Genomic DNA, 17483 nt, shown 5'->3' with positions numbered 1-17483 from the left:
TGGCATGAAAAACGGGCGAGACGCATGACGCCCGCCCGTTCTGTTTTTCCGCCGAACTCTGATGCGGCGGCGTCTCAGCGATCGCTGATCGCTGCACGCGGATTGACCCAAGGCTCCTGATTGGAACGGGGCAAAGGCTGTCTGTTCAGAATGTGATCGGCGGCTTTCTCACCCGTCATGATGGACGGACCATTCAGGTTGCCATAGGTGACGTGCGGGAAGATCGAGCTATCAGCGACGCGCAGGCCATCGATACCAATGACCCGGCATTGCGGATCGACAACCGCCATCGGATCATCCCGATCGCCCATCTTGCAGGTGCCGCAGGGGTGGTAGGCGCTTTCCAGATGCTCGCGCAGAAATACATCGATATCCGCATCGGACTGGACGGCCTCGCCCGGCTGGATCTCCGGGCCGCGATAGTCGTCAAAGGCCTTCTGGCTGAAGATTTCCCGCGTCAGGCGAACGCAATGGCGGAATTTTTCCCAATCTTCCGCATGATTCATATAGTTGAAGCGGATCACCGGATCATCGTTCGGATCGGACGAGCGCAGCGTGACATTGCCCCGCGACTTCGATAGATTAAAGCCAACATGGACCTGAAAACCATGGCTTTTTGCAGCCGCCTTGCCATCATAGGAAATGGCGACCGGCAGGAAGTGGAACTGGATATCCGGCTGCTTCAGACCCGGCTCGGAGCGCAGGAAGGCGCAGGCCTCGAACTGGTTGGAAGCGCCAAGCCCGCCCTTCGTGACTAGCCATTGCGCACCGGCCACACCCTGCCAGAACCATGGCAGCCATGAATAGAGCGAGACCGGCTTGGTGGAGACCTGCTGGAAATAAAACTCCATATGGTCCTGAAGATTTGCACCCACGCCGGGGCGATCCGCCTTCACCTCGATACCCATATCCTGCAGATGCTTCGCGGGACCGATGCCCGACAGCATCAACAGCTTGGGCGAGTTGAAGGATGAGGCCGAAATAATGACCTCGCGGTTGGCGATGATGGTTTCCACCACGCCACGGCGCTCGATCTCGACACCCGTGGCACGGCCATTCTCGATCACAACCTTGCGGGCAAAGCCACGCACCAGCGTGACATTGCCCCGTTTCAGCGCGGGCCGCAGATAGGCGTTGGCGGCAGACCAGCGGCGACCATTGTGGATGGTCTGCTCCATCAGGCCGAAGCCCTCCTGCTTGGAGCCGTTATAATCATCCGTCAGTTCGAAACCGGCCTGCGCGCCCGCTTTCACGAAAGCGTGGAACAGCGGGTTGGTGACCGGGCCGCGCTTGACATGCAGCGGACCATCCGTTCCGCGCCAGCCTTCCTCGCCGCCATGGCTGGTTTCCATGCGCTTGAAGTAGGGCAGCACATCGGCATAGGACCAGCCGCGCGCTCCAATCTCTTCCCAACGGTTGAAATCTTCCGCATGGCCGCGAACATAGACCAGCCCATTAATGGAAGACGATCCGCCAATGACCTTGCCGCGTGGCGCGGTGATGCGGCGATTGTTGAGGTTCGGCTCAGGCTCGGAGTGATAGCCCCAATTATACCGCTTCATGCTCATGGGCCAGGCAAGGGCCGCCGGCATCTGGATGAAGGGCCCGATGTCCGAGCCGCCCGCCTCGATGACAACAACCGAATATTTGCCGTCCTCTGATAAGCGATAGGCCATGGCAGAGCCTGCCGAGCCAGAACCGACGATGACGAAATCTGCCTGCTGCATCGAGTCTTACCCTTGCTCATTACCAATTATTACAATCCTGATGACATGTTGTCAGGACATGAAGTGTCTACCCGTTGAAGCCTTTGAAAAATCAGCAGCGAAAGGTGAAATATCCAGTCGGATGTCAAAAACGGCGTTTAGCAAATCGGTGCTGGAAAAGCTTAGAAGCCAAGAGGAGGGACGTCTGAAAACAGATATCGAGAACTCCAAGAAGCCGCGTATCCGTCACGGAGCTGAAACCTCCCCATTTTATTTAAGCTTCCGGATGATCCGGGCAGATTTTATTGACTTCCTTTGGATATCTGGAGCTTTGATTTTTCATCTCCTAACGTCAGTTAACATTTACGCCGCCCTGGCATTGGGTATTGTGATACGGATAATCTGCATCATCCGATCTCACAACAAACCGAGGCACTGAGCCGCCCTATCAATACGGCGCTTCGACCTTGCCTGTTGCCACATACACGGTCTTCAACTCGCTATAATGACTGAGCGCTGCTGCCGAATTTTCGCGGCCGAAGCCGGATTGTTTGGAGCCGCCGAAGGGCATTTCAACCGGGCAGAGATTGTAGGTGTTGATCCAAAGCGTGCCTGCTTCCAGCTGATCGACCACGCGGTGGGCGCGGGACATATCTGCGGTGAAGACGCCGCCTGCGAGGCCAAATTCGGTGGCGTTGGCCCGGGCGATGACCTCTTCTTCATCATCGAAATCCAACACGCACATGACGGGTCCGAAGATCTCCTCACGCGCAATGGTCATGCCGTCGGTCACATCGGCAAACACAGTTGGCTGCACATAGGCACCCTCGCCCGCAACGTGGTTGGGAATGCCGCCACCGGTGATGAGCGTCGCGCCCTCGGCCTTGCCCTTTTCGATGTAACCAAGAACCTTTTCCTGCTGTGCTTTGGACACCAGCGGGCCGATCTGGGTTGCTTCATCCATCGGGTCGCCAATCATCATGGCGTCGGTGCGGCTTTTCAGGTTTTCGAGAAAACGCTGCTTTGCGCCGCGCTGCACGAAGACGCGGGTGCCATTCGAGCAGACCTGGCCGGACGAGTAGAAATTGCCCAGCATCGCGCCGCCGACAGCACTTTCAATATCGGCATCATCAAACACGATGAGTGGCGACTTGCCGCCCAGTTCCATGGTGACATGCTTGAGGTGACCGGCAGCGGCAGCGGCCACCTTTCGGCCTGTCGGCACCGAGCCTGTCAGCGAGACCTTGGCCACGTCAGGGTGGTTGACGAGCAGCGGCCCTGTCTCGCGGTCTCCCTGAATGACGTTGAACAGGCCCTTGGGCAGACCGGCCTCGACCAGAATTTCGGCAATTTTCAACGCACCGAGCGGCGTGTTTTCCGATGGCTTGAAGACCATGGCATTGCCTGCGACCAACGCAGGAGCCGCCTTCCAGCAGGCGATCTGCTGCGGATAATTCCACGCGCCGATGCCAACACAGACGCCGAGCGGCACCCGTTTTGTATAGGCAAAATCGCCGCCCAGCGGAATGTAATCACCGTTGAGCGCCGAGGGCGCAATGCCGCCGAAGAACTCGAAGCAATCTGCGCCTGACGTCGCATCGGCCACGATTGTTTCCTGAATGGGCTTTCCGGTATCGAGCGTTTCCAGCTCGGACAGTTCGCGGTTGCGGGCGCGGATGATATCTGCCGCACGGCGCAGGATACGACCACGTGCAGTGGGGCTCATCGCCGCCCATTCCTTCTGCGCCGCCTTGGCGCTGGCAATGGCGCGTTCCACAATGGCGGGCGTGGCGGCATGCAACCGTGCGACGACTTCGCCGGTCGCTGGATAAATGCTTTCAAACACAGTGCCTGCACTATCTTCGACGTAATCTCCATCGATGAAATGCGACGCTTTCGGTTGGGCTTTCAGTGTCATCTAAAGGTCCTCAAAGAATACGAATGGACGGCTTGGCGTCGGAAAAGGGTTTGAGCTGGGTGTCGAAATAATTCTCCACCAGAGCGGGCGCAGAGGAATGGCCGAGCGGCGCGGTGTGCAGGCTGTGGCGGATATAGAGACCGTCGATCAGGGCAGCAGCGCCTTCGGCAATCCGCGCCGCATCATCTGGCGGGCACAGGCGATTGAGGCTGTCCATGATGTTGGAGCGCAGACGCCTGGTATAGATGACCAGCAAGCGGCGCATCTCTTCGGAACGTTGCGCCTCCATGTAAAAGGCAAGCCATGCGGCAACCGTGTCATCGGAGAATTGTTCGCTCTGAAACGATACGCGAACGATTGCGCTCAGCCTTTCACGCGGCCCAGCCGCTCGGCTCAAGGCCGCAACCGCATCCTGCCCCAAAGCACGCAGCAGGCTGCGGATGGTTTCCAGAAGAAGCTGCTGCTTGCTGCCGAAATAATGATGCGCAAGCGCCGCCGAGACCCCTGCCTCGCGGGCAATATCAGACATGGTCACGTTCAACGACCCGTTCTGGCCGATGGCACGCAATGTGGCATCCATAAGCGCCTTCTTGCGCAGCGGTTCCATTCCAAGTTTCGGCATCATCGATCTCCTAAACCGACAATTTATTATTGATTGACTGATCAATCAATAATAAATTTGGTGGCACCTGTCGGCCTTCCAATTCGATTTCAGCAAAAAGATTTCCCCTTGGGAACGAAAAGCACACGCGGTTGTTTCTTCTCGTGGACGCACGCATGTGCTAATATTTCGATATTCAAATTCGCAGAGGATTGACCACCCGCGGATGTATAAAAAGGTCATTGATGGCCATGCTCGAGATGACCGAGAGCGTGCCACAAAACAGGGAGAAACACGATGCCGATGGTAACAGTATCCATTTCCCCGGAGCAGGCTGCAAAGATGCGCGAAGCCGTTGATTGTGGGGAATACGCCTCTGGAAGCGAAGTTGTGCGCGCCGCGTTGCGGCTTTGGTTTGACACAAACAGCGCAACAGGGCGTGCCAGGCGCGTACCATCAGAGACGGGCGAACATATGAATGTTGCCGATCTCTATGCCGCTCACGCTCTTAAAAAACACGGCTAACTATCTGCACGCGTTTGACATTGCTGTTTTAGCGCGTCGCCGAGCTGTCATAAATATTTCAACAAAGCTTCATCAACGCGAAAGTTTTTGTTGAGGACTCTTCGTCATTCTCCGCGCCTAAAAGTGCCCGCAAAATTATAAAACAGGGCGCAGTGGAGAGAATGAGCATGTCGACGGCAATCGACCCTGATGTGATCAGGCGGTTCGCAAGCGGGCAGATCGCGTCCATGGCCAAACTGGTTCTGGAAACTGCGTTTCAGCCCATCGTAGAAGTCACAACCGGCTCTGTTTTCGGCTACGAGTCGCTCATGCGGGGATTCGACCGAATCGGATTTTCCAATCCGCTGGAGCTTCTGGACCAGATCGAGGCCGACGGCCAGCTTGTCACAGTCGAGCAGATGCTGGCCGGACGTGCGCTGGCAAAGTTTTCAACACTCACTGATTTTCAAACCGCGACACTCTTTCTCAACCTTGATGTGCGGCTCATTCCTCATGGCGACCGCATCCTCGACAAGCTTCTGGAACACCTCGCCAAGGCATCGATACCGCCTTCATCCATCTGCTTTGAACTGTCAGAACGTTTCGACAATACCAGCGTGCCAGAATTTGCTGCGCTGATTGCCCGGATGCGCAAGGAAGGTTTCAAGCTGGCCATTGACGACTTCGGCGTCGGCCATGGCGAGATGAAGCTGCTATGCGAATATCCCGTCGATTACCTCAAGATCGACCGCTATTTCATCGAAGGCGTGGACCGTAATCCGCGCAAGCGGCATCTGGTGAAGAACATCGTCAACATAGCGCATGTTCTGGGTGTGCGGGTCATCGCGGAAGGCATTGAGACCGAGGCCGAGTTTTTGGCCTGTCGTGAACACGGCGTTGACCTCGTGCAAGGCTGGTTCATCTCCCGCCCCACGACCTTCGTCAGCGAATTGCAGGGCGCCTTCCCGCATCTTCAACATTTGGGCGAGACACGCCGCAGCAGCCAGACGCTCGACGAAATCCTCATTCGTCGCCAGATCGAGCGGTTGCCCACGGTTTATGAAAACGATAGCATCGACAGTGTGTTCGAGCTGTTTCGTCGCAATCCGGCGCAGGCTTTCTTTCCGGTTCTCAACGCCAATGGCGAGCCGCGTGGGGTCATCAACGAACACCATCTCAAGGAATATATCTACCAGCCATTCGGACGTGATCTGCTCAAGAACAAGGTCTATGAGCGGACGATTTCTCACTTCGTCGATGGTGCACCGATTGTGGGGCTGGATGCCGATGCCGACCAGTTGATGAACGTGTTTGCCAATACCGGCGGCAGCGCCTGCGTGATCCTGACGGAGAACATGCGCTATATCGGCGTGGTTTCGGCGGCATCTCTCATCAAGGTCATCAATGAGAAGCAGTTGAAGCTAGCGCAGGAGCAGAACCCGCTGACCGCCCTGCCCGGCAACCGCGCCATCAGCAACTTCATTGAAGACAGTTGCAGCGACAGCGACGAAGACAGGTTCTTCTGCTATTGCGACTTCGATAATTTCAAACCCTTCAACGACAAATACGGCTTCCATGTCGGCGACCACTCGATCAGCCTGTTCTCGGCGCTGATGAAACGCTATTTCTTCTCCGGCGATTGCTTTCTCGGCCATATCGGCGGAGATGACTTTTTCATCGGCGTGCGGGACTGGACGATGGACGAAGTCACTGAAATCCTCGAGCGTCTGCTCGGGGATTTCCATGACGATGTGGTTGATCTCTATTCCGAAGAAGACCGGGCCGCCGGGCTGATCCTTGGTCACGACCGGTTTGGCAATGAGCGGGAATTTGCCTTGCTGCGCTGCTCCATCGGCGTTCTACAGCTGCCCAAGGGGCTGATTATCGGCAACCCTGAACGGATCAGCAGCGAGATTGCCGCCATCAAGAAAGCCGCGAAGGAAAGCGAGTCCGGGCTGGTGATCCGCACTTACGGCGCATAGGGCTACGCACTGCGACACCAAGAGAAATGGTCTCGCGGCAAAACGCCTCCTTTCATTATGGCTTTGTGTCGCTTAGGTTTAAGCCACTGAAACAAAAGGAGGCCCGCCATGACTTTGCCCGAGACGATGCGATTTGTAGACCTGCCAAGCTTCGGCGCGCCTGAGGTGATGACCTTTGCAACCGGCCCCCTTCCCGCCCCGAAAGCCGGTGAAATTCTGGTCAAGGTGCAGGCGGCGGGCATCAACCGGCCGGATGTGGCGCAGCGCCAGGGAGCCTACCCGCCGCCGAAGGATGCAAGCCCGGTTCTAGGTCTGGAGATATCAGGCGAGATCGTCGCGCTTGGCGATGGCGTTACCGAATTCAGCATTGGAGACCATGTTTGCGGGCTCGCCAATGGCGGCGGCTATGCGCAATATTGCGTGATACCCGTGGGCCAGGCACTGCCCTTTCCCAAGGGCTATGACGCGGTGAAAGCCGCAGCACTACCGGAAACATTCTTCACCGTCTGGGCCAATCTCTTCCAGATGGCGGGGCTGACCGAAGGCGAGAGCGTGCTGATCCACGGCGGCAGCAGCGGCATCGGCACGACGGCCATTCAGCTTGCCAAGGCATTCGGTGCAGAGGTCTACACAACCGCTGGCTCAAAAGAAAAATGCGATGCCTGCGAAAAGATCGGCGCAAAGCGGGCGATCAATTACCGCGAGGAGGATTTCGCTGAGGTCATCAAGGCCGAGACCGGCGGCAAGGGCGTCGATGTCATTCTGGACATGATCGGCGCATCATATTTCGAAAAGAACCTGGCGTTACTTGCCAAGGATGGCTGCCTATCCATCATCGCCTTCCTCGGCGGCAACATCACCGAAAAGGTGGATCTGCGCCCCATCATGGTGAAGCGCCTGACCGTGACAGGCTCCACCATGCGCCCACGCACCGCAGACGAAAAGCGCGCCATTCGTGAAGAGCTGGTATCGCAGGTCTGGCCGCTGCTGGAAGCAGGCACCATCGCCCCCGTCATCCACGATATCATCGACTTCGATCACGTGGCAGAGGGACACCGGTTGATGGAATCCAGCAACCACATCGGCAAGATCGTGATGCGGGTTTTGTGAGCCAGCGGCGCGGAAAGCTCTGGCGGTTTCTTCGCCTGAGCTTTTGATGGTTAGCCCCTTGCAATCTCGCCGAATCGTATTACCTTCTACTCATGTTCAACGTAGTGAAAGGAAGGTGATCCAATGTCTAATGAGATTTCGGTCTTCGTAGCAGGCAATGGAAAGGATTTGATTTTGACGAGGCAGCCCTCGGCTTGATCCGCCTTCCAGCGGGACGTTGCTAAACGTTTCCAGGTCTGAAACAAGACCAAACTCATGGAAGGGCCGCCACAAGCGGCCCTTTTCCTATTTATGGCTTTGAGATCAACGCCTACTTGCGGAACACTTTCCAGCGGGTCGGACGGAAGCGGACGTGGTTGCCGACAGCCACGGTGGCATCAAGCGGCACCTCGATTTCCAGATGATGGGGCTCGTGGCCGTTATTGGCGATATCGATTTCAGCGATACGCGTTCCCGCCAGACGGCGACAAATCGTGACCTTGCCGTAGAGAGCATCGGCATCATCGGTCAGAACGACATCTTCCGGGCGGAAGAACAACTCGCCATCCCCTTCGCAGGCATCTCGCAGGCCGATATTTTCACCCTGAAACAGCATGTGACCATCGCGGACCGTGACCGGCAGGTTGGAGGAATCTCCGATGAAGGAGAAGACGAAGGGTGAGTTGGGCGTATCATAGACATCATCGGCCGTGCCGACCTGTTCAATCTTGCCTTGGCTCATGACGACCACGCGGTCTGCCAGCTCCAGCGCCTCTTCCTGATCATGCGTCACAAAAACCGTGGTGTGGCCGGTGCGATCGTGAAACTCACGCAGCCAGCGGCGAAGCTCCTTGCGCACCTTGGCATCCAGCGCGCCGAACGGCTCATCCAGCAGCAGAACCTTTGGTTCGATGGCAACGGCGCGGGCAAGCGCCACGCGCTGGCGCTGACCACCCGAAAGCTGGGTGGGATAGCGTTTCTCAAGACCGGACAGATGGACCATATCCAACAGATCGGACACGCGCTTGCGGATCTCAGATTTCGCCGGGCGCGTGGCGGATGGCCGGACTTTCAGGCCGAAAGCAATGTTATCGGCAACGGTCATGTGGCGAAACAGGGCATAGTGCTGAAACACGAAGCCGACATTGCGCTCCTGAACCGTGCGGTGCGAGGCATCTTCATCGCCGAAAAATACCTGCCCGCTGGTTGGCTGCTCAAGACCGGCGATGAGACGCAGAAGCGTGGTCTTGCCGGAGCCGGATGGGCCGAGAAGCGCAATCAGCTCGCCGGAGCGAATATCCAGCGAAACATTGTCCAATGCGGGAAAGCGATCAAACTGCTTGGTGATGTTGGAAACTTTGACGTCCATGGACATGCCCTTCAATGCTTGCCGGCGGCGTTGCCCGCGCCAAAGCGTATTTCAAGAATGGTTTTGAGAACAAGCGTGACCAGCGCAAGGCCCGCCAGCAATGTTGCCACCGCAAAAGCCGCGCCAATATTATACTCGTTATAGAGGATCTCGACATGCAGCGGCATGGTGTTGGTTTCGCCCCTGATATGGCCTGAGACCACGGATACGGCGCCGAACTCGCCCATGGCACGGGCGTTGCACAGCAGCACGCCGTAAAGCAGGCCCCATTTGATGTTGGGCAGGGTAACGAACCAGAAGGTCTGCCAGCCGGATGCACCGAGCGATATGGCTGCTTCTTCATCGCCCGTTCCCTGATCCTGCATCAGCGGGATCAACTCACGCGCAACGAAGGGAAAGGTGACGAAGATGGTGGCGAGCACGATGCCCGGCACCGCAAACAGGATTTCGATGCCATAGCTTTTCAGAAACGGGCCGAGCACGCTGTGGGATGAAAACAGGATGACATAGACCAGACCGGAAATGACCGGCGAGATGGAGAATGGCAGGTCAATCAGCGTGATAAGGAACGCCTTGCCCTTGAACTCGAACTTGGCGATGGCCCATGCGGCAGCCACGCCGAAGACGACGTTGAGTGGCACCGATATGGCCGCAACAAGCAGCGTGAGGCGAATGGCCGAGAGCGCATCCGGCTCGATGATCGATTCCCAGAAATATTCGCCACCCTTGCGGAAAGCTTCCACAAAGACCGCGACCAGCGGCAGGACGAGAAACAGTGCCAGAAACAGGAAGGCTATGCCGACCAGAACGAGCTTTGCCGGAAAACCTTCGCTTGCGGGATCGCGGAAGGGTTTGGACGAGAGTGTGCGGGCTTGATCAGGCATAACCGTACCTCTTGCGGCTCCAGGCCTGAATGAGATTGATGACGAAGAGCATGGAGAAGGAAATGATCAGCATGATGGTGGCGATGCCGGTAGCGGCGGGATAATTGAATTCTTCCAGCCGGATCACGATGAGAAGCGGTGCAATTTCAGAGACATAGGGAATGTTCCCGGCAATGAAAATGACGGAGCCGTACTCCCCTACCCCACGCGCGAAGGCCAGTGCGAAGCCTGTGAGAATGGCAGGCAGCAGGCCGGGTAGCAGAATGCGGGTGATGGTCTGGAAACGGTTTGCGCCAAGCGTTGCGGCAACCTCTTCCACCTGCCGATCGATCTCTTCCATGACCGGCTGCACCGTGCGCACCACAAAGGGCAGGCCGATGAAGATGAGCGCGATGACGATGCCGGTCGGAGTGAAGGCGATCTTGATGCCGAAGGGCTCAAACATCTGCCCCACCCAGCCACGGTTGGAATAAAGCGCCGTTAGCGCAATGCCGGCAACGGCTGTTGGCAGCGCAAAGGGCAGATCCACGATGGCATCCACGAAGCGGCGGCCGGGAAAGCGATAGCGCACCAGCACCCAGGCGATGAGGACGCCGAAGACGGCATTTACGAGTGCCGCCAGAAACGCTGTCGTGAAGCTGATGCGCAGGGCATTCAGCGTGCGGCTGTCTGTCGCGATGGCAAAGAACTCTGCGAGCCCAAGCTGTGCCGTGGACCAGACCAGACCGCCAAGGGGTATCAGAATGATCAGAAACAGATAGGTGATGGTGTAACCCAGTGTCAGGCCGAATCCCGGCAGGACGCTGGATTGGCGCCACTTCCACTTTGTGGGCGATTGCGTATTGCTCATCAAGGCTCCGGGTATATGGGGGCCATCCTCAGCCGCCCTCTTATGCGCCACCAACCGGCCTCAAGGCCGGTTGGTCGTGTCTTCGGTCCGAAAAGAGCAATTGCCCTTTTCGAGTTGCCTATCTTCCGCTTAGTTGGCGGGCTTGTAAATCTGGTCGAAGATGCCGCCATCACCGAAATGCTCCGGCTGCGCTTTCGCCCATCCACCAAATTGTGGGTCATCGATGGTGACGAGTTTGATCTCGGGCAGTTGCTTCAGCAGATCCTTCGAGACAACGGAAGGATTGGACGGACGGTAGAAATGCTTGGCCGCAATATTCTGTCCCTCGTCGGAATAGAGATATTGCAGGTAAGCCTCGGCAGCCTTGCGGGTGCCCTTTTCATCGACATTCTTGTCCACCACGGCCACCGGCGGTTCTGCCAGGATAGAGATGGGCGGAACGACGATTTCAAACTCGTCCTTGCCGAATTCCTCACCCGCCAGATAAGCTTCGTTTTCCCATGCGAGCAGAACATCACCGATCTGGCGCTGCGCGAAGGTAACGGTGGAGCCGCGTGCGCCCGTATCGAGCACCGGAGCGCGCTTGTAGAGGTCGCCGACATAGGCCTTGATCTTGTCCTGATCGCCCTTGAACTCTTCGTTTGCCCATGCCCAGGCCGCGAGGTAGTTCCAGCGCGCGCCGCCCGATGTCTTCGGGTTTGGCGTGACGATCTGGATATCGCCCTTTACCAGATCACCCCAATTGTGGATGCCCTTGGGGTTGCCCTTGCGAACGAGGAACACGATGGTGGATGTGTAAGGCGCGGAATTGTTGGGCAGGCGCGTGCGCCAATCCGCATTGATCTTGCCGCTGTTCTTGACGATGGCGTCAATATCGCTCTGAAGCGCGAGTGTGACGACATCGGCCTCAAGGCCATCGATAACCGAGCGAGCCTGCTTGCCAGAGCCGCCATGCGACTGCTGGATGGTGACATCCTCGCCCGTATCGGCTTTCCACTTCTTCGCAAAGGCTGCGTTGAAGTCCTTGTAGAGTTCGCGCGTCGGATCATAGGACACGTTCAAAAGCTTGGTATCCGCTGACGCCGTTGCAACTGTTCCCAGTGTGAAAGACAGGCTTAGCGCAATCGCGCTCAGGCTGGAAAGAAGTTTGGACATCGATACCCTCCTTATGGTGCGCCTCTAACACTAGCGGGAAAGCCCGGACGGTCAATCACGTCAGACGCAATCGCAAAAGTGTTTCCATTGCAGTTGCTTAACCCGCAACAAACACGCCGTGGGACGACTAAACCACGCAACGGAGCACGTGGAAAAAGGAGCTGACGCGCAAAACCAGTTCGCATTTTAACCATATTTGCGCTGCGAATCCTGAAATTTTTTGGCTGATCGGAATTTTTTTGCGACCAGAAGCCGGCCCGCCAACAGCCATCCATCGAACCCTGGTGGCGTTATCTCTGGTCGCGGCGTGGAAAAGCGCCACTGGGTGTCTTTTGCGCAGATTGACCGCAGACGAGAGATATTTGCTCTCTCACCATCCGCAGAAGAATAGCCATTCCTGTCCAAGCCGGGCGAATTCGGGGATATTTCCATCAACAGTGTATGGAACCCGCGAAATGACCATCAGCACCTCGCAGCATGAATTTTCCAGCCATAATATCGCATCCCTCGACGGCCAGCTCGCCAGCCTTGATCTGGAAGGTCGGCTTGCATTTGTAGCGGGTCTGGGTGGACGCACCGTGTTCACGACCAGCCTTGGCATTGAAGATCAGGTGATCACGGCAGCCATCGGCACCCATCGTTTGCCGGTGGACGTCGCCACGCTGGAGACGGGACGTCTGTTTGCCGAGACGCTCAACCTGATCAGCGAAACGGAAGACCGTTACGGCCTCACGATTGAACGCTTCTGTCCGACCCAGGATGATATCGACGCTTATGCTGCGAAATTCGGCCTCAACGGCTTTTACGACAGCGTCGAAGCCCGCCATGCCTGCTGTCACGTGCGCAAGCTTGTGCCGCTGGCAAAGGCCCTTGATGGTGCAAGCTTCTGGGTCACCGGCCTTCGCCGGGGGCAATCCGGCAACCGGGCAACCACGCCCTTTGCGGAATTTGATGCCGAGCGCAATCTGATCAAGATCAATCCGCTTGCGGACTGGGATATCGACAGGATCAACGCGCATGTCGCGGCGGAAAACATTCCCGTCAATCCCCTCCACGCGCGCGGCTATCCATCCATTGGCTGCGAACCCTGTACCCGCGCCATCAAGCCCGGCGAAGCAGAACGCGCTGGCCGCTGGTGGTGGGAGAGTGACGAAAAACGCGAATGCGGTCTGCATGTGGCCGAGGCCTCCCAAGCCTCCACCATTCCAGCCGTTTCACAACAATCCTGAAGATTTATCAGATTGCCGGAGTTTACAATGTCCAACGCAGTTCCGGAAACGGAAGGCAGCAATGTCACTACACCAAAGCAGCCGCTCGACCCCCATCTGAAGGCGCTGGAAAACGAAGCCATTCACATTTTCCGCGAGGTCGCGGCAGAATTTGACCGCCCGGTCATGCTCTATTCCATCGGCAAGGATTCGTCCGTGCTGCTGCATCTTGCGCGCAAGGCATTCTTTCCCGGCCGCATTCCCTTCCCGCTGCTGCACGTCAATACCGGCTGGAAGTTCAAGGAAATGATCGCGTTTCGCGATGAGATCGTCAAGACATACGATCTGGACCTGATTTCCTACACCAACCCGCGTGGCGCGAGCGAAAACGTGACGCCGTTTAGCCATGGCTCGGCGCTCTACACCGACATCATGAAGACGGAAGCCCTGCGCCAGGCGCTGGATGCGGGCAAATTCGACGCCGCCTTTGGCGGTGCGCGCCGCGATGAGGAAGCCAGCCGCGCCAAGGAGCGCATCTATTCCTTCCGGACGCCTGATCATAAATGGGACCCGCGCAACCAGCGCCCGGAACTGTGGAACATCTATAACGGCATGGTTCGTCAGGGCGAAAGCGTTCGCGCCTTCCCGCTCTCCAACTGGACCGAGGTCGATATCTGGCGCTACATTCAGGCGGAGAACATTCCGCTTGTGCCGCTCTATTATGCCAAGAACCGCCCTTACGTGGAGCGCGACGGCATGATGATTTTGGCGGAAGACGAGCGTCTGGAACTTCAGCCGGGCGAAGTGGTGCAGGAAGGCATGATCCGCTTCCGCACGCTGGGTTGCTTCCCGCTGACGGGTGCTATCAACTCTCATGCAACGACGCTGGATGAGGTGATTTCCGAGCTTGAGATCGCCACCGTTTCCGAGCGGCAGGGCCGCGCCATCGACCGTGACCAGTCCGGCTCCATGGAAAAGAAAAAGCGCGAAGGATATTTCTGATGAGCCAGAACAGCACGGCGCAATCCGCAACCATTCTGCCCTTTGCGGAACATGCCAAAGCCGTCAAGGACACCCGCCCGCTGCGCCTCATCACCTGCGGAAGCGTGGACGACGGCAAATCGACGCTGATTGGCCGCCTGCTTTGGGACACCAAGGCGGTGAAGGAAGATCAGGCCGCCACATTGCACCGTGACAGCGGCAAGCAGAACGATCTCGGCCTGCCCGATTTCGCGCTGCTTTTGGACGGTCTTCAGGCGGAGCGCGAACAGGGCATCACCATCGATGTTGCCTATCGCTATTTCGCCACCGACAAACGCGCCTTCATTGTGGCCGACACACCCGGCCATGAGCAATATACCCGCAACATGGCAACCGGCGCATCGACTGCGGATCTGGCTGTTCTTCTGGTGGATGCCCGCACCGGTATTCTGGAACAGACCCGCCGCCACGCAACGATCGCCGCTCTGATGGGCATTCGCCAATTCGTGCTGGCTGTGAACAAGATCGACCTCACCGACTACGACAAGGCCGGGTTCGAGCTGATTGCTCACGACTTCCGCGAGTTTGCGCTGTCGCTGGGCATCAAGCAGATTACCGCCATTCCCATGTCGGCGCTCAAGGGCGAAAATGTCGTGCATTCCGGCAAGGCCGCGATGCCGTGGTATGAAGGCGCTACGCTTGCCGAAACGCTTGAGCTTGCGACATCTCGCTCCACCCAGACAGGCGGCTTCCGCCTTCCCGTCCAGCGCGTTTCCCGCCCCGGCGAGAGCTTCCGCGGCTATCAGGGCACTGTTGCCGGTGGCGCTGTAAAGCCCGGTGATTCCGTCGTCATTCTGCCATCGGGCATGGTGGCGAACGTCAAGCAGATCGTGACGTTTGATCTGGTGCGCAATGCCGCCGTTTCCGGCGATGCGATTACGCTTGTTCTCGACCGGCAGGTGGATGTGTCACGCGGCGACATGATCGTTTCCATCGAGGCGCAGCCGCAGACGGGCCATGCCTTCGATGCGCAGATCGTGGCCCTTCAGCCCGGCGGCATCGAGCCCGGCAAACGCTACTGGCTGAAAAGCGGCAGCCGGCGCCAGCGGGTTTCCGTACAGCCGATAACGCAGCTGGATCTGAAGAACGGTCAATGGCTTGCCCATACCGATACGCTTGCCATGAACGCCATCGGCAAGGTTCGCCTGTCCTTCGACGAAACTGCCATCTTCGATCCCTATGAGCAGAACCGCTCGACAGGCTCGTTCATTCTGATTGATGCCGACACCAACAACACCGTTGCTGGCGGCATGATCTTGAACAGACGCACTGATACGGGCAAGATTGCACAGGGCGAACGGGTGATCCTCTCCCTCCCCGCCGATCTGGCCGAGGCGCTTCTGGCCAGCGAACAGCTTTCCAGCCGCCGCGATGAAGTCGAGATTCGTCGCACGAGTTCGGCATCAGCCTCCAGGCTGCTGGATCAACTGGATTAGGACTAGTCGACGTAAATGGCAAAAGGCGCTGGCGCAAACCAGCGCCTTTTTTCGTTTTTGGCAGCACCGGTTGCGCGACAAGGCTCGAAACAGCTTCGCAAGCTAAGCAGAAGGCAGATCCTTCATTTTTGAGAGTCGGTCAGCATGCAATCCGTTGAAGCCCTGATATTCATGACTGGCCGAAATTGCGCCCAGTACGCCGCCCGTGCAGTTGAGAGCATATCCGCACAAACATTGAAGGATGTGCACATCCTTTTTGTCGATGACATGTCGGATGACGATACGCGTGGCGCAGCACTCAATGCCTTAGAGCAGCACTTTCCCGATAGGCACACGCTCATAACCAACAGCACCCGCTTTGGTAAGGCGCGCAATGCGTGGGAGCATTTGCGCCCCCTCAGCGACAAGGCGCGGTTCATTGGCGTTGTGGATGCCGACGACCAGCTGATCGAGAACCGGGTGCTTGAGGCCATGCTGGCTTTCTATAAAGCGGGCAAGGATGTGGTCTGGACCAATTTTGCCATGGATAACGGCCATGTCGGCTGCAACACGGCGCTGGACCCCAATATCTCACCGCGCCAGCAAGGCTGGAAGACGAGCCATTTCTTCACCTTCCGCGCCGAGCTTCTGGGCAATGTGCCGGAGGATTATTTCAAGGATAGCAACGGGGCTTGGCTGCAGGCAGCCTGCGATATCGCCATTGCAATGCCGATACTGGACCAGACAAGGCGCTACCAATTCCTAGCGGCCAACGCCTATCTCTACACCGCCACAAATCCGCAATCGCATCATAATCTGGACAGCCAGTCCGTTGGTTTGAACTCGACCATCCAGCAGAAATCGGCGCAGGAGGTCATTCGCAAGGCCCCGCTTCCCATGACGCGACCCGCTCCTGCAGAGGCGCCAAAGCCGCAGGAGCAGATTGCAAACAAATCAAAAATCAGCGTTCCAAACGGGCAACAATCCATGACAATGACGACTTCTACCCAGACCTGGAGTGATATCACCGGCGATCTCGTGCTTGCAGATATGCCAGGCATCGTTAACGCCATGGCCTATTGCGGCCCTGTACGCCTGGCGCCCGAGCAGGTCTGGGCTTTGCGCGGCATCGTTCACACCCGCCCCGACGACGCCAGTGTTCTGCATGTCGGCAGCACACGCTCCGCACTGACCCTTGCAAGCATGCTTTCCGGTACCGGACGCCAACTGACCTGCCTCTGTTCATCTGCTACCGAAGCCGAAGAGCTGGATTTGCGGCTGAGGCTATGCGGCACGCGCGACGAGGTGACAATTACGGTATCCGAGCCGGTCAACATCAATCTGGATACGGTCAGCGGCAGCTTTCCAGATACGCGCGAACTGGACCCGGACACCAAGTTCGACATGGTCGTCGTCGATCTTTCCAAGACCGTCCCGGCTGGCAGCGCCGCCGTCTCACTGTCTGCCATCGCCCCGCATCTGGCGCCGCGCGGCTTTACGTTTTGCCTAATTGCCGACAAGGCAGCCGAGGCACAGGCGGCAACGCTCTGGGGCTCGATTGGCAGCGGATTGCGCTTCTGCGTGAACGCGATTGGCGGCTCCGGTTTGCTGGTGGTCGGTGGCCTTTGATCCGACCCACTAGAGCCTTTCCGGTGAATAGGAATTCACCTTCAACGCTCTATCGATTTGTTTTTACGCAATTCCGGACGCAAAACCGGTTCCCACTTTTGCTGGACTTGCTCTAGTACCAACCAAAACTCA

Annotated in this window: 14 protein-coding genes; 7 read left to right on the top strand and 7 right to left on the bottom strand. The window is 57.5% G+C overall.

The genetic code is table 11. From position 1 onward, the window contains the following. Positions 1 to 74 precede the first annotated feature (74 nt). The 3 genes from betA to betI form a co-directional block, all read right to left on the bottom strand. Complete coding sequence (betA, locus tag ACQZ51_RS03505; RefSeq protein WP_448775204.1) at positions 75 to 1727, bottom strand: choline dehydrogenase; 1653 nt, start codon at positions 1725 to 1727, stop codon at positions 75 to 77. A 427-nt stretch (positions 1728 to 2154) separates the two neighbouring features. Next, positions 2155 to 3618, bottom strand: coding sequence for a betaine-aldehyde dehydrogenase (betB, locus tag ACQZ51_RS03500; RefSeq protein ID WP_448775760.1), 1464 nt, complete (start codon positions 3616 to 3618; stop codon positions 2155 to 2157). A 16-nt stretch (positions 3619 to 3634) separates the two neighbouring features. Continuing rightward, positions 3635 to 4246: a transcriptional regulator BetI gene (gene betI / locus ACQZ51_RS03495; protein ID WP_243256489.1), complete on the bottom strand. Its 612-nt coding sequence runs from the start codon at positions 4244 to 4246 to the stop codon at positions 3635 to 3637. A 276-nt stretch (positions 4247 to 4522) separates the two neighbouring features. Here betI and ACQZ51_RS03490 point away from each other — a divergent pair, with 276 nt between their 5' ends. From ACQZ51_RS03490 to ACQZ51_RS03480, 3 genes are all read left to right on the top strand, one after another. Next, positions 4523 to 4750: a ribbon-helix-helix domain-containing protein gene (locus ACQZ51_RS03490; protein ID WP_448775202.1), complete on the top strand. Its 228-nt coding sequence runs from the start codon at positions 4523 to 4525 to the stop codon at positions 4748 to 4750. Between the two features lie 167 nt (positions 4751 to 4917). After that, entirely contained in the window at positions 4918 to 6711 is a 1794-nt protein-coding gene (locus ACQZ51_RS03485) for a GGDEF domain-containing protein (protein WP_448775201.1), read from the top strand. Between the two features lie 108 nt (positions 6712 to 6819). Beyond that, the gene (locus tag ACQZ51_RS03480) at positions 6820 to 7821 is read left to right on the top strand and encodes an NAD(P)H-quinone oxidoreductase (protein ID WP_448775199.1); all 1002 of its coding nucleotides are present in this window, start codon (positions 6820 to 6822) and stop codon (positions 7819 to 7821) included. 310 nt (positions 7822 to 8131) lie between these two features. On the opposite strand, the gene ACQZ51_RS03475 is transcribed toward ACQZ51_RS03480, so the two are convergent. The 4 genes from ACQZ51_RS03475 to ACQZ51_RS03460 all read right to left on the bottom strand — a co-directional run bounded on the left by ACQZ51_RS03475 (position 8132) and on the right by ACQZ51_RS03460 (position 12058). Further along, on the bottom strand, positions 8132 to 9169 hold the full coding sequence (locus ACQZ51_RS03475) for a sulfate/molybdate ABC transporter ATP-binding protein (protein ID WP_448775197.1): 1038 nt from the start codon (positions 9167 to 9169) through the stop codon (positions 8132 to 8134). An 11-nt stretch (positions 9170 to 9180) separates the two neighbouring features. Further along, positions 9181 to 10053, bottom strand: a complete 873-nt coding sequence (cysW, locus tag ACQZ51_RS03470) for a sulfate ABC transporter permease subunit CysW (protein ID WP_243256493.1) — start codon at positions 10051 to 10053, stop codon at positions 9181 to 9183. Further along, on the bottom strand, positions 10046 to 10903 hold the full coding sequence (gene cysT / locus ACQZ51_RS03465; RefSeq protein ID WP_448775196.1) for a sulfate ABC transporter permease subunit CysT: 858 nt from the start codon (positions 10901 to 10903) through the stop codon (positions 10046 to 10048). The genes cysW and cysT overlap by 8 nt, the downstream gene beginning before the upstream one ends. Before the next feature lie 129 nt (positions 10904 to 11032). Beyond that, the gene (locus ACQZ51_RS03460; protein WP_448775194.1) at positions 11033 to 12058 is read right to left on the bottom strand and encodes a sulfate ABC transporter substrate-binding protein; all 1026 of its coding nucleotides are present in this window, start codon (positions 12056 to 12058) and stop codon (positions 11033 to 11035) included. A gap of 455 nt (positions 12059 to 12513) precedes the next feature. Between ACQZ51_RS03460 and ACQZ51_RS03455 the strand changes: the two genes are divergently transcribed. From ACQZ51_RS03455 to ACQZ51_RS03440, 4 genes are all read left to right on the top strand, one after another. Further along, complete coding sequence (locus ACQZ51_RS03455) at positions 12514 to 13287, top strand: phosphoadenylyl-sulfate reductase (protein ID WP_448775192.1); 774 nt, start codon at positions 12514 to 12516, stop codon at positions 13285 to 13287. A gap of 27 nt (positions 13288 to 13314) precedes the next feature. After that, positions 13315 to 14268: a sulfate adenylyltransferase subunit CysD gene (gene cysD, locus ACQZ51_RS03450; RefSeq protein WP_448775190.1), complete on the top strand. Its 954-nt coding sequence runs from the start codon at positions 13315 to 13317 to the stop codon at positions 14266 to 14268. Continuing rightward, positions 14268 to 15743 (top strand): sulfate adenylyltransferase subunit CysN, encoded by a 1476-nt coding sequence (gene cysN, locus ACQZ51_RS03445; RefSeq protein WP_448775188.1) that lies wholly within the window; start codon positions 14268 to 14270, stop codon positions 15741 to 15743. The genes cysD and cysN overlap by 1 nt, the downstream gene beginning before the upstream one ends. Before the next feature lie 144 nt (positions 15744 to 15887). Beyond that, the gene (locus ACQZ51_RS03440; protein ID WP_448775186.1) at positions 15888 to 17351 is read left to right on the top strand and encodes a glycosyltransferase family 2 protein; all 1464 of its coding nucleotides are present in this window, start codon (positions 15888 to 15890) and stop codon (positions 17349 to 17351) included. Positions 17352 to 17483 lie beyond the last annotated feature (132 nt).

The sequence above is a fragment of the Agrobacterium sp. CG674 genome (genome assembly GCF_053521645.1).
The sequence above is the reverse complement of the archived record's forward strand: the minus strand, read 5'-3'. Positions and strand labels throughout refer to the sequence as shown.

Bases quoted from the DNA above. Each gene is read 5' to 3' on its own strand.
- ACQZ51_RS03440 (WP_448775186.1), top strand. From the start codon at position 15,888: ATGCAATCCGTTGAAGCCCTGATATTCATGACTGGCCGAAATTGCGCC.
- betI (WP_243256489.1), bottom strand. From the start codon at position 4,246: ATGCCGAAACTTGGAATGGAACCGCTGCGCAAGAAGGCGCTTATGGAT.
- cysD (WP_448775190.1), top strand. From the start codon at position 13,315: ATGTCCAACGCAGTTCCGGAAACGGAAGGCAGCAATGTCACTACACCA.
- cysW (WP_243256493.1), bottom strand. From the start codon at position 10,053: ATGCCTGATCAAGCCCGCACACTCTCGTCCAAACCCTTCCGCGATCCC.
- ACQZ51_RS03475 (WP_448775197.1), bottom strand. From the start codon at position 9,169: ATGGACGTCAAAGTTTCCAACATCACCAAGCAGTTTGATCGCTTTCCC.
- cysN (WP_448775188.1), top strand. From the start codon at position 14,268: ATGAGCCAGAACAGCACGGCGCAATCCGCAACCATTCTGCCCTTTGCG.
- ACQZ51_RS03460 (WP_448775194.1), bottom strand. From the start codon at position 12,058: ATGTCCAAACTTCTTTCCAGCCTGAGCGCGATTGCGCTAAGCCTGTCT.
- ACQZ51_RS03485 (WP_448775201.1), top strand. From the start codon at position 4,918: ATGTCGACGGCAATCGACCCTGATGTGATCAGGCGGTTCGCAAGCGGG.
- cysT (WP_448775196.1), bottom strand. From the start codon at position 10,903: ATGAGCAATACGCAATCGCCCACAAAGTGGAAGTGGCGCCAATCCAGC.
- ACQZ51_RS03455 (WP_448775192.1), top strand. From the start codon at position 12,514: ATGACCATCAGCACCTCGCAGCATGAATTTTCCAGCCATAATATCGCA.
- ACQZ51_RS03480 (WP_448775199.1), top strand. From the start codon at position 6,820: ATGACTTTGCCCGAGACGATGCGATTTGTAGACCTGCCAAGCTTCGGC.
- betA (WP_448775204.1), bottom strand. From the start codon at position 1,727: ATGCAGCAGGCAGATTTCGTCATCGTCGGTTCTGGCTCGGCAGGCTCT.
- ACQZ51_RS03490 (WP_448775202.1), top strand. From the start codon at position 4,523: ATGCCGATGGTAACAGTATCCATTTCCCCGGAGCAGGCTGCAAAGATG.